We start from the raw sequence: 12,394 nt of genomic DNA, 5'->3' as shown, positions 1-12,394 counted from the left end.
TTGTGTAATGCCGACTTTTATTTTATTATCTTCCATTTTTCAATATATATATCATTTTAGATAAGAATGTGCCAGAAGTTCCAACGATAAATCTTCATCCGCAGATTACGCAGATAACGCAGATTGAGATTAAAACAAATCTGTGCAATCCGCGTAATCTGCGGATGAAAGTTATCTCTTTAATTCGTATACATTCTTACATATTATTTTCCTTGATCAGTAGCTTTACTCTGCTCTTTCGTCACGCCCAATGGAATCTCAGCTCCTGTCTGTTTATCACCCGGCACTCTCAAAGTGTAAAGAGAGGCTTCCATCTGGCGCATCAGATTACGTTTCAACTTATCAGGTGAATAGATAAAAGCTTCCACAACAATAATACGTTGGTTCACCGGATCCAAACGCATGTGCGAAACAAACGGACCACCCATAAAATCCCCCTTCATACGCCACAGGCCACGAGCTTCCAGCGCATACTCTCCTTGTACATTAAGAGGACGAACATCGGTCATTAAGGAGTCAGTTGCCATATACATGCCTTCCCTCGCTCCCGGAATGTTAGCCTTCATGACAGAGTCACGCATCTGCACAAAATATTCCTTGGTAAATGTATTTTTATCTTTGTACGGGAAAGAGTAAATAACAAAGTTCTGGTCGCCGGTAGCTGCATTCGTACCAGCCCAGAAGAAGTTCTCTCCTTGCTTGGTAGAAGAAAGTTCAGCAGGTACCCAGACATCACAATCAAACATACTCTTTACCTTTGTCGTCACATAATCATTATGCTTCTTTTCCAGTTGTGTAATCTGTCGGTTCATCTCCGCACGGGTAAAGAAATCAATGATAGTCTGTTTGTTCTCCGTCACAAACTGCTCGAAAGAAGCTTCATCAGGAGCCTGTATAGTCAGGATAGTTTGCGGAGCAGCATACACATCCTTCGCATATTTAAACTTAGGCTGGGTATAAATATCCTGTACATCAGCGATAATAATGTTACGAATCAACTTTAACGTAGCATCATAGTTGGCAGGAGAAGTGTACATCATACGGAAAGAACGTTCGGACTGGGGAAGCCCCGGTACATCCGTATCAAGCACATCATAAAGCGCCCTACCGGCAGGACGTTCCCACATAGCGGGATCAACCACTACCAGGATTTCATACGCACGACCACTTGAAGTCGCACCAAACACGCCTTTCTTACCGCCACTACATGCGGAAAGGGCAATTGCTACAATAGTCAGACTTAAATAAAACAGCTGCTTTCTCATATACTTACCAGTTAATGTTTTTACAAAACTACGAAGAATACGTATATCATCCGAGCCAAAGTTAATAATTTATATTAATTCTTGTTTATTCTCTTCCTGTTTGGCAGTGGAAAGCATGCCGCAAGCGGCAAATATATCTTCACCGCGGGAAGCACGTATCGTAGTAAACAGACCGTGGGAAGTCAGGTAATCACGGAGTTTAGTCATTGTTTCCATATCCGCTCCCTCCAGGTCTACACCGGGAATGGCATGAAAGCGGATGAGGTTGATACGGCAGTCCAGTCCACGCAAGAGTTTCAACAATTCCTTAGCATAGAGCAACGAATCATTCACACCCTTAAAAACAATATATTCAAAAGATAGTCTACGCTGTTTACTAAAATCATAGTTTTTTAACAAGTCTACCATTTCAGTGATAGAGAAAGATTTCTCAGCAGGCATCAGTTCGCGACGTTGCAAGGCGACCGGAGAATGTAAGCTGACAGCCAGATGACATTCCGATTCTTCTATAAAGCGCTGAAATCCTTTGCGCAAACCAACGGTAGAGAGCGTGATCCGCTTGGGACTCCATCCATATCCATAAGAAGCAGTCATGATTTCCAGAGCTTTCAGCACCTCGTCCAGATTATCCAGAGGCTCGCCCATGCCCATCATCACCACGTTGGTCAATTTATCCCGCTCGGGAAGAGAATTTATCTGATTGATTATCTGATTGGCAGTCAGGTTGGCACTGAAGCCTTGCTTACCCGTCATACAGAATTTACAGTTCATCTTACATCCCACCTGAGAAGATACACAAAGTGTAGCACGATCTTCATCGGGAATATAAACCGCCTCTACAAAGTTCTTATCACCTGCCCGATACAAGTATTTCACCGTACCGTCTGTGGAACGCATAGCTTCCACAGGTGCCTCCGCTCCTACTTCGTAGACATCTTTCAGGAGATCCCGATGTTTCAGCGACAAGTTGGTCATATCGTCTATGGAGTTCACTTTCTTGTCATACAGCCATGAAGCAATCTGTTTGGCGGAAAACCCGGGCATTCCCAGTCTTTTCACCACCTCCTGCAATTCAGTGAGTGTCAGTCCTAAAAGAGTTTGTTTCGGCATAATTATCTATCAATCTTTCCAGTTTATCTTTGCAAAGGTAGGAATAAAGTTGCACAAAGGCAATTGCAGGCGCAGAAAATGAGACACAGGGATAAAGAAAAAGCCGCCTGATATTCTATCAGACGGCTTTTCATATCTCAATTATCGTTATTTCTTAGAAGAACAGATAACGGTTATCTTTCACATCAGCTTTCAGATACAAGTCGTTGAGGAACTGGCTTGCCATACGGGCATGCATATTCTGCAACGTAGTTTCTTCTGTTTCCTGATTGAAAGTTTCGTTCAGTTTATCTTTTGCATACGGTTGAAGAACAAATACACCGCCATTACCCTTTATCGGAGCACTCAGTTGGTTCAGTTCGGCAATCGATGCATAAGCGCCTACCAGCGGTTCGCTGGCACGTAGTACCGGAACATAAGCGGGAGCTGCAAAAGTTACGTGTTTCACTGAATCGCTTACTGCTTCAGGCATAGCTTTAAATTGATCGAATGAAGTAGCGCCGGCAGCCTTCATGTCAGCCATAATCTTCTCAGCCTTCTTGTCACGCAGCAATTCAAGTCTCAGTTGGTCTTTCACCAAAGCCAACGGACGGTAACCAGCCGGAACAATAGCAGAAACACCCACTACCAACATACGGTCACTTTCGCCACACTCATACAAACCGGATACTTCACCAGTCTTTGCAGAGAATGCCCATCTCAAAGCTTCCTTAGTACCTCTGATACCACCGATACCATGTTCAGAACTATACAAATCGTTTCTATCCAAAAGCTTATAACCAGCATCTTCAGCATTAGCTACCATCTTCTCCAGTGTCGGGTTAGAAGCGATAAACTGGCTGAATTCATTGTATGCCTTGCTGTAAGTTTCTTTGCTGAACTCTACCGGACGTTTAATAACGGCTACTTTATATTTATCTTTAACAGCCTTCTTATCCATCACCTGTACAATGATATTTGCCTGTGCCAGGTTCAGGTTGGTCATTTCGTTCTTGCCAAGAGTAGTGATTGTATTCACATACTTCAGGTTGTCACCATCCAGCTGTGCACCTTCGTAGTTAGCAGAAGAAATCCAGGTAGCCTCACCGGTCTGACCATACTTCTTAGCGATTTCAGCAAAGTCTGCACCACCTTTGATGGCAGTATAGATACTGTCAGCCAAAGTTTTTGTCTTCGCAGCATCTTCAGCAACCACCTGTATCTGACGGTACTGAATAGAGTCTGCCATTGAAGCAGTAGCCAATTTCTTGAACGAGTTGATCGTATTGTCAGTCGCATTGTAGTAAGGACCATATACACCACCTACTGAAACAGAGTCCAGACGAGCAGCTACATCGGTAGGCAATGCCTTAGAAGTATAATACAGATCAATGTAAGGAACTTCAGAACCGGCAGCACGAACAAGTGTAGAATAATCACCCGGAGTACCTGCAAGTTGTTCAGTATATTCCATTACTTCCTGTTGGATAGCATCTCTGTCTTCAGGGCTTGCAGTTACTTGTACATCAATAAACTTGATGTTACGAGTTTCCACATATTGTTTGAATTGCTCTTTCTTCTTGTCATAAGCTGCTTTCAGATCTGCATCTGTGATGGTCACTGTAGAGTCTACGATTGAAGAATAAGGAATGGCAGCCAGCAACATATCAGACTGATCCGCTCTTGCATTGAAAGCATCCTGAGCTTCTACCGGATTAGAGAAAAGAGACTTTGAAACCAGAGCCTGATATTTCTCAGCCAGACGAGTCTGAACCAATTGTTTCTCAAGGAAAGACCAGAACTTATACATAGACTGATAATATTCTGCATACTGTGCCGGCATCTGCGCTGTGTTCATCTTAGAGTAATCTACGAGGAACTTCTTCAACATATCTTTGTCGAAAGCACCAGTTTGCGGATTACGGAACGGGGTCTGCTGCAACATCGGGTGTACGCCTGCATCAATGATTGACTGGAGTTCTGCTTTAGAAACTGACAAACCAAGTTTTTTTGCTTCGTTTTCAATCAACTTATTGTTAACGTAGTTTCTCCAAACTTCATCTTTAATCTGATTGTTTTCTTCATCTGTGAGTGCACTTGTTCCTCTGGAAAATTTCACAACTTCAGTATATTCTTCTACCAAGCTCTGATAATCCTGAGCGGAAAGTGACTCTCCGTTAACCTCTCCTACATCATGTGACTGGTGTGGCTGCAATACCTTCCATGCGTCTCCCGCAATGAAAGCGAACAGCGCCAAACCAATAACAATCACCAATAAGGGTCCTTTAGACCGAATGTTTTGTAATGTTGCCATTTTAGTTAATATGATTTATTTGTTTATTATATTTTCTCCAAACTTCATTTTAGCGCACGAAGATACAAAAAATGCTAATACGCATCTATTTATTCTTTAAAAAATTACGCCATTCTGCTATTATTCCACCACTTTAAGACGTACCAGCTCTATTTTAGTGGCTGTAACCTTAATAATTTTGAACTGAAATTTATCAATCGTCACTACTTCATGCAATTTCGGGAAACTCTGATAACGGTTCAGGATCAATCCACCCACTGTCATATAATCATCTTCTTCCGGCAGATCCAGATCAAACGTTTCATTAACCTTTTCTATTTCCAAGCGACCCGAAAGCACATATTCGTGTTCACCAATCTGCTTGCACACATACGAAGTGTTATCATGTTCATCCTCGATATCACCGAATATTTCTTCTACCAGATCCTCCAGCGATACGATACCGGACGTACCGCCAAACTCATCCACCACTACGGCAACCGTTTTCTTCTGCTGCATGAAGAGTTTCATCAGTTTATGCGCTGCCATGGTTTCGGGCACAATGGGCACTTCTTTTACATTATTCCGCCAATCGGCAGGATTGCGGAACATTTCGGACGAATGGATATACCCTACCACATTATCTATATTGCCGTCATACACTATAATCTTGGAGATACCGGACTCAACAAAAAGACTTTTCAAATCTTCCAGAGTGGCAGTCAGGTCAACGGCTACAATTTCCGTGCGGGGTACGATGCAATCGCGTATTTTAATACTGGAGAAGTCGAGCGCATTCTGAAATATCTTCACCTCGGCATCCAGTTCTTCTTCATCTTCGGCATTATCGATACTGGACTGGACAAAATAATCCAGATCTACTTTTCCAAAAGCCTTGTCCGAAGCTTCTTTATTGATCTTCATCCCGAACAGACGCAAGAAAAGGTAAGATAATCCGGAAGCCAGCTGAGACACCGGGTACAAAACGATATAACAAATCAGTAGCGGAAAAGCGCATACTTTTAATACAAGATTGGGGTTAATCTTGAATAAGGTTTTAGGAAGGAATTCACCTGTTACCAGGATAATAAGCGTAGAAATGACTGTCTGCAACAACACTTCCACAAAATCATTGGAGATCAAATCGCCCAGGAGATGGACTTTGATAACTTGCGCCATAAGGATACCATAAATAACCAGCGCAATATTATTACCTACCAGCATGGTAGATATGAAGTTATTGGAATTACGGAAGAAATAAGAAAGAATGCGAGACGTCAATCCCTCCTTACGTTCCATTTCAAAACGTAGTTTGTCTACGGAAACAAAAGCAATCTCCATACCCGAAAAGAAAGCGGAGAAAGCCATAGTTATCAATAAATAAATATAGGTATCCATAATTTACGGTTTGATACTATCTTTCGGCATACTGTCTGTTTGCACGCTGTCTGCAGGAGTTGTGGCATCATCATCTACATAAAAGATGCCCTCCGGTTTTCTTATTGTATAAACGGTCATTTGTTCGTTAGAGTCGAAACCACGACCAGTAATGATCCTGTCCGGTTGTTCAATACGGATAAACCGGTCAGAATAGATCGTATGTTTATTCTGATCCCAATACAACAGGTCTGTATCAAACTTCTCACCTTTAAGATTTTGAATATGCACATTACTCATCAGTTTCCACAACTTTTGCTTTTCATAATAATATGCCGTATCCGACTTTATACTTGCATCTACATTGAATACAGAATCAAACTTTTCCAGATAGACCCCTTTTTCAAAAGCCCAGTAAGGCGGATTCTTCCGGTCAAAGACCAGCCACTCCTCCGTATTGATTCGATAGCGGGTGACGCCGGAATCAGAGATTAAAGTCATCACTCCTTTCGTATCCATCACAGGCAATGAATCACGCTCGGTTATGGCAGCTCCCATATCCTTATGCCGTCCGGAACAGGCGGAAAATAAAAGAAACATAACCACTGCCCCAAAGGCAATGGTTATGCTCAAACTTCTACAAAATAGAACGTTACTTCGTTGTGGTAACATATTTATATTTCTTATCGAACCGTTGTGCTTTCACCGATCCAACCGCCTACCGTAACGCGGTCACCGGCTTTGATACCCAACATAAAGAGGTCTTCAGCCTTCGGTGTATAACGTGCATACGTTGAAATCAATTCGTTTGCTTTATCCGCTACAGTGGGATCCACAGCTTTAGCGCGTTGCAGTTTATCAATAACAACAAAATATGTACACTTATTCAAAGCCGCCTCATCATTCCAATTCGGGCTGGAAGCATAAAGCTGTGCAAGCAAGATATAAGCATCACCATAATTCTCCTTGAAACTGATAGCTTTCTGCAAATAGCCTCTAGCTTGTGAAAGCTTCTTCACATTAAATAAAGTTGCAGCAACAGCATAAGCAATCTGAGCTTTCTTTTCATTATCACCTTCCAATGACAAAGCTTCATCAAAGTATTTGATTGCTGTATCATAATCACCCTTCTTATATGCCATATATCCGCATCCGGTAGCTGCATCAGCAGTCGGGTCAATCTTATACATATAATAAGAAGCCTGGAAGTATGCTTCGCTTTCCGTACACTTCATCATCTTCAAGATAGAGATAGCTTTCTTCAGGTAAGTAGAGTCTGATTGGTTCGCTTCAATTTTAGGACCATAAATACCCTGCAAAGATTCACAATCAGCGGTACCACTATTGATGAACATTGCTACGAGGTTATCTTTCACTTGTTGCAAAGCAGCTTTCTTTTTCGCGTCATCTTCTGCGGCGATAGCAGCATCGGCGTATTCGGAATCAGTCAGATAATCCTGAATAAATTGTTCCTTATGATTAGGATCAGCTTTCAATTTATTCAAAGACATATCCAGAAAATAGTGGAGGATAGGACCTTTAGAGCCACCCTTTTCAGTTTCCAGAGATTCTTTCAACCAAGCATAAGCTTGATTTACATCTACATTAGGAGCATAAGCAATGTAGTTAATAGCTTTATTACCCAAAACGTCGCCTACAGAAGGAGTACCTTTCAGATGCATAAAATCCGGAGTATATTTAATTCTCAAATCAAAAACCTCCATCAGTTCATCAAAATACTTCTTGTAATCAGCAGAATTACGGTCCTTTATATCATTCAAGAAAGATGTTAATATTTTAATACCATCCGTGTATGTATAATACCGCAACGTAGGGCAATCCTTCAGAACTTCTTTCCACGGCAAGTAAGCATCTTTAAAGTTACTAGCTCTTACCGCTTCATGAGAAATACTACTGTTCTTGTTACAATCTTCCTGTGCCAGGACACTGGTTACTCCACCCGAAAGGAGCAAGACAGCTACAAGCGTTTTAATCTTCATTGTATTTAAATTTTAGTTGTTATATTGTCTATTCTTCACTATTCAACTTTACGCTTCCAGAACCAACGTTCATTGAATGTCACGCCAATGCAAAGACGCAATGTATTCTCGTTCAAGAATTTGCTTTCCGTGCCTTGCGTTCTCACATATTGTGCTGAAACACTCAATACGGAACGGCTACGTGGAAGAGGCAAACCGAAACCGGCAGTTACTCCGTATTCATTTGCAGCACGTACGCCATCTATCTTATAATAAGGTTTAGAATAATAAGCTCCCAAACGATATTTGATGTGTGAAAGATAACTTCTACCCATCATGTTAGGAATATATTCCGCACCTAAAGCAACTTTCACTTTATTACAGAACGCATCCGGGTCATTCATGAATGTCACACTGTTCCATTTCTGGAACATCACATCCGCACCCACTGTCAGACGATCATCGTACACATACGTCACACCTGCGCCCAGCGTCATAGGAATACCCATTGTCAGTATAGTGTCCTTCTGCGTTGTAGTATATCCAGTGTTCTGATTGCCCAGCTGGGTTTGTACATACGCATCATTTCCCAAATTATGTCCCGGTGAGAAAACGACTCCCAAAGTAGCCGCATGTTTCTTACCGAATTGCTGTGTGTACTGCGCTCCAAAGTCAAGTTTATAACTCGTAATTTCCATCCCGGTAAGCGTTGTCAACGGCATGATATTTGAGTTAGATGTAAATGACTGTTGCCGCGTATGTGTTATGTCTCCCCAAAGATACGAAATATTCGCACCAACGGAAAGATTTTTAATAATTTTAAAACCTGCGCCTATATAAAGCTGATGTAAACCTCCCTTCACCGGAATAAGTTGTACTGGCTGAGGAAGTCGGAGTTTCAGTGTTTTCCTGATAGTTACCCATTTTATATCCCACATTGGAATAAGGTAACAATCCTATACTCATGGCGCCCTTTTTTGACAGACGGAACTGCATCGTAATGTAGTCAAAACTTGAGTTCTTGGCATTCATCTTCACTACTCCATCGCTGAAGTTGGTGTTTTGCATAGAAATACCTCCGTCGAACATGAAAGTTAACGAGTCAACTGCCGTATAAGATGCCGGATTCGCGAAATTGGTCTGATATTTGTCACGTAAACCATAAGCAATGCCACCCATTGCCTTACTGTTACCTGACCCATGGTCTGCCAGTTGTCCGTATCCGTATCGTGTATAGGGAGAATTTGTATTATTTTGAGCGACCGTCGCTCCAGATAATATCGTGAGCAAAAGCACCAAAAGTGTTTGTCTAAATCTTGTCATTATTATAGTTTAAAATTCGATTTAATCCTTTCAACACTAAAAATCTGTCTGCAAAGATGATACTTTTTAAGTTTGTATCAAAAGAAAAATCATCCCCGCCCGTTAAAAAAACCAAAAGTTCAGGATATTTATGTTTCATAGCCACTATGTAACCAGAAATCTCATATTCCATACCTTTCAAAACTCCCGCACGGATGGCAGTTTCAGTATCTTTTCCCATCGGGAGTTCACGCCCTTCGCGTTGCACCAGCGGCAAGCGTCCGGTAAACTGGTGAAGCGCCCGAAAACGCATCTGCATACCCGGGGAAATATTTCCACCATGATAGCGTCCTTCGGCATCCACAAATTCGTACGTAATGCACGTGCCGGCATCTATCACCAGTATGTCTTTTCCGGGAAATTGTTCATTGGCAGCCACTACGGCAGCCATACGATCATACCCCAGCGTCCGGGGTGTTTCATATAGATTCACTACCGGGAGTGGAGTCGTTTCATTCAGCCAAAGCACAGGTATGGGAAGTAATGCCAATTGTGCCAGCACTTGCTCGCTCAAGTCGATGACCGTGGCAACAATTGCTTTTTCAAAGTGATATTTACTATAGATGTCCGACAAATGCTCCAAATTCCGATTAGAGTCATACGCCACTTCCAATAGTGAAACACCATCAAAGACAGCTACTTTTGCCACCGTATTTCCTATATCAATAACCAGGTTCACTGAATGAAGATTAATTTTCCGGGCACAAAGATACGACTTTAATTGAATTTGAAAGCTGTAGTCGACATTTTCCTTACTACATCAGCGTAGTTTATCGCAAACTTATTTTTCTTTTTCCTCGCTAATACTCGTCATTAGCATACAGGAAGTCGAATGTAGCCTGTTTATAGTCAAATATTTCTTCTGGTTTAAAAAATCTTTTCAATTCCGCTTCAGCCGCTTCGGGTGAGTCGGATGCATGAACGATATTTTCCTGAAAGCTCATACTGTAATCTCCGCGGATGGTTCCGGGAGCTGCCTTCCTGCCATTGGTAGGGCCGGTCAAAACCCTCACCGCTTCAATGGCATCTACCCCCTCAAAGCAACACACGATAACCGGACAGGCCATCATCGAATCCTTCACGCGCTGAAAGAAGGGTTTCGCACTTAAATGGGCGTAATGCTCACTGAGCACTTCATCCGTCAGCTGAACCATTTTCATTCCGGCCAGACGCAAGCCTTTACGTTCGAATCTGTTCGTAATCTCACCTACCAAGCCTCTTTGGAGGGTACATGGTTTCAAAATAACCAGTGTTTTTTCCATCATAATAGTCGGGTCTTTTTAAAGTTATATATAAAGGTATCCTTTTCAATAATTCTTCCAAAAATACTATTTTTCTTGAGAATAGCACTCGGTTGGAGTCTTTTTATGTAAATTATTGGATGACAAATACAAATGTAAACATATAAACGAGTAAGGCGCAGTACATATTACTCAACATATTTACCAAACTTCAAGCCAATAAACAACAGAGTTTTTATAAAAAGCGACCCCCTTAGTATAGCCATGTTCCCATCCTTTGGGTAATCCTACTCCAGATATAGTAAGACAATCAGCAGGTAGGAAACAACCTTTTTCTGCATCAAGGAGATAAACAACCGCTTCTTGATAAAATGGCAAAGTAAATGCATCATCCCAAGAGCGGAAATTAGGAATTGGCAACATACTAGTATTCCGGGGGTTACGAACGGAATCCGATTCATTTACTTTCATATCCTCGTAATCATAAGGTATTGTTAAACAAGAGTCCCGTAAATAATATATAGCCTTTGCTTTTAAAGCGACCTCATTCTTCAATTTTTCACTTTTAGTGTCATAAGGTGACACCAAATGAATATAGCTTAGAAACCGCCCTGCCAAAGGAGAAGATAAATGTAAAAATTCAAGATTCATTCCATCTATTTTTGCTGGAAGATGAGATGTCAATGACTTAGGATACAAATTTAGAATTTCTTCATAACTCATTATATTACTCTCATCAGGAAGAAAAGACTGAGCCAAACAATCTACCTGAATAAAAAACAAAATACTCAATAATAAATATATCTTTTGCATTAGTCATACCTCCTATTTTATGCACCGTGCGAAGCTTTACTCCATCCGCACCATAAGTATAAGTGATGGTACTTCCATCTGAGAAACTGACCTAACTGGCAAATTTAATAAATTATATTGAATTTCGATTCCCTTATTCAAATCTTTTATTAAGCTGCCATTGGTATCATACGTATATTCAATAGCAAGTTTGACACCCGTAGCGTTTCAGTCCAAGGATATTGCCGTTGTAACATCTCATGCCGTTCAAGCCGTCCGTATTGTAGAACAGGGAGGAGAATAAATATTCCCTGCCTCTACCCATATTTCGGAGTTAAGAGACAGGGGATATCATACCAACAAAACCAACATTGAATCCTATAAATGAAATCAATTTGCATCCCATTCTTCATAACTACCGTATAAATCCTTCAAGCTCTGCTTTATCCCTCTTCTATAAACCTCATCTACATATTTATAAGAACAATTATCGTGTATACTAAAAAGCCAATAATAGTCACTATACGGAACGGAGTGCCTGACATGCGTGCCTTTTTCAGCACAAAAATAAAAAGTCGAGTCGCGAAGCAAATCGTATAATTTATCCCAAGATTCTTTTGTTAGCGATCTAAAGAAAGCAGCATTATTCGCACTCTCAAAGAAAAGATGCTGTGTTATCGTATCTACAATATTTAGTTTAAGTGTATCTTTCCCATTTAATACTGCAAAAAAGTCCTTACGTATACTATCTTTATTTTCTTTAAAATACTCATCTAAAACATTGGAATAATATATTTTTCCATCAATGCGTTGGATATGATTATACAATGTCCCTTTGGGTATGTATGAACTATCCACAACTAAAGAATATGAAGACAATATAAAGCGTGGTAAATGGGTCGAATCATAATCTTTGAATGCATATTCCAAGAGTTGAGGAAAAGAATAATAATAATAAGTGAGGTAAGACTTATATGTTGTAGAGACCAAGGTATG

General features: G+C 40.9%; 10 protein-coding genes and 2 pseudogenes. All 12 read right to left on the bottom strand.

Annotated features, from left to right (window positions below; genetic code table 11):
- Positions 1 to 203: 203 nt before the first annotated feature.
- Positions 204 to 1,265: a DUF4837 family protein gene (locus BACCELL_RS16025; protein ID WP_007212961.1), complete on the bottom strand. Its 1,062-nt coding sequence runs from the start codon at positions 1,263 to 1,265 to the stop codon at positions 204 to 206.
- A 69-nt stretch (positions 1,266 to 1,334) separates the two neighbouring features.
- A complete protein-coding gene (gene rlmN / locus BACCELL_RS16020; RefSeq protein WP_007212960.1) occupies positions 1,335 to 2,375 on the bottom strand; it encodes a dual-specificity RNA methyltransferase RlmN in 1,041 nt (346 codons plus the stop codon).
- Between the two features lie 154 nt (positions 2,376 to 2,529).
- Positions 2,530 to 4,668 (bottom strand): SurA N-terminal domain-containing protein, encoded by a 2,139-nt coding sequence (locus BACCELL_RS16015; RefSeq protein ID WP_007212958.1) that lies wholly within the window; start codon positions 4,666 to 4,668, stop codon positions 2,530 to 2,532.
- 120 nt (positions 4,669 to 4,788) lie between these two features.
- Positions 4,789 to 6,045 (bottom strand): hemolysin family protein, encoded by a 1,257-nt coding sequence (locus tag BACCELL_RS16010; protein ID WP_007212957.1) that lies wholly within the window; start codon positions 6,043 to 6,045, stop codon positions 4,789 to 4,791.
- A 3-nt stretch (positions 6,046 to 6,048) separates the two neighbouring features.
- Positions 6,049 to 6,696 carry an LPS export ABC transporter periplasmic protein LptC gene (gene lptC, locus BACCELL_RS16005; protein ID WP_007212956.1) on the bottom strand — a complete coding sequence of 216 codons (648 nt, stop codon included), beginning with the start codon at positions 6,694 to 6,696 and terminating at the stop codon, positions 6,049 to 6,051.
- An 11-nt stretch (positions 6,697 to 6,707) separates the two neighbouring features.
- The gene (locus tag BACCELL_RS16000; RefSeq protein WP_007212955.1) at positions 6,708 to 8,024 is read right to left on the bottom strand and encodes a tetratricopeptide repeat protein; all 1,317 of its coding nucleotides are present in this window, start codon (positions 8,022 to 8,024) and stop codon (positions 6,708 to 6,710) included.
- Positions 8,025 to 8,062: 38 nt separating this feature from the next.
- Positions 8,063 to 9,326, bottom strand: a pseudogene (gene bamG / locus BACCELL_RS15995) (BamG family beta-barrel-assembly machinery protein).
- Positions 9,313 to 10,044: a type III pantothenate kinase gene (locus tag BACCELL_RS15990; RefSeq protein WP_007212952.1), complete on the bottom strand. Its 732-nt coding sequence runs from the start codon at positions 10,042 to 10,044 to the stop codon at positions 9,313 to 9,315. Before BACCELL_RS15990 ends, bamG begins: the two are co-directional and overlap by 14 nt.
- A 121-nt stretch (positions 10,045 to 10,165) precedes the next feature.
- Positions 10,166 to 10,630, bottom strand: a complete 465-nt coding sequence (ndk, locus tag BACCELL_RS15985) for a nucleoside-diphosphate kinase (RefSeq protein WP_007212951.1) — start codon at positions 10,628 to 10,630, stop codon at positions 10,166 to 10,168.
- 177 nt (positions 10,631 to 10,807) lie between these two features.
- Positions 10,808 to 11,419, bottom strand: a complete 612-nt coding sequence (locus BACCELL_RS15980) for a hypothetical protein (protein ID WP_007212950.1) — start codon at positions 11,417 to 11,419, stop codon at positions 10,808 to 10,810.
- Positions 11,409 to 11,617: pseudogene (locus BACCELL_RS27775) on the bottom strand (RHS repeat-associated core domain-containing protein); the annotation flags it as partial. The pseudogene BACCELL_RS27775 and the gene BACCELL_RS15980, both read right to left, overlap by 11 nt.
- A gap of 171 nt (positions 11,618 to 11,788) precedes the next feature.
- A partial coding sequence (locus tag BACCELL_RS15975) for an Imm65 family immunity protein (RefSeq protein WP_007212948.1) occupies positions 11,789 to 12,394 on the bottom strand: 606 nt, incomplete at its 5' end.

It is taken from the genome of Bacteroides cellulosilyticus DSM 14838 (genome assembly GCF_000158035.1).
GTDB lineage: Bacteria > Bacteroidota > Bacteroidia > Bacteroidales > Bacteroidaceae > Bacteroides > Bacteroides cellulosilyticus.
This window is presented reverse-complemented; position numbering and strand designations above follow the sequence as displayed.

Coding starts and splice junctions, on each gene's coding strand:
- BACCELL_RS16025 (WP_007212961.1), bottom strand. CDS start 1,265: ATGAGAAAGCAGCTGTTTTATTTAAGTCTGACTATTGTAGCAATTGCC.
- rlmN (WP_007212960.1), bottom strand. CDS start 2,375: ATGCCGAAACAAACTCTTTTAGGACTGACACTCACTGAATTGCAGGAG.
- BACCELL_RS16015 (WP_007212958.1), bottom strand. CDS start 4,668: ATGGCAACATTACAAAACATTCGGTCTAAAGGACCCTTATTGGTGATT.
- BACCELL_RS16010 (WP_007212957.1), bottom strand. CDS start 6,045: ATGGATACCTATATTTATTTATTGATAACTATGGCTTTCTCCGCTTTC.
- lptC (WP_007212956.1), bottom strand. CDS start 6,696: ATGTTACCACAACGAAGTAACGTTCTATTTTGTAGAAGTTTGAGCATA.
- BACCELL_RS16000 (WP_007212955.1), bottom strand. CDS start 8,024: ATGAAGATTAAAACGCTTGTAGCTGTCTTGCTCCTTTCGGGTGGAGTA.
- ndk (WP_007212951.1), bottom strand. CDS start 10,630: ATGATGGAAAAAACACTGGTTATTTTGAAACCATGTACCCTCCAAAGA.
- BACCELL_RS15980 (WP_007212950.1), bottom strand. CDS start 11,419: ATGCAAAAGATATATTTATTATTGAGTATTTTGTTTTTTATTCAGGTA.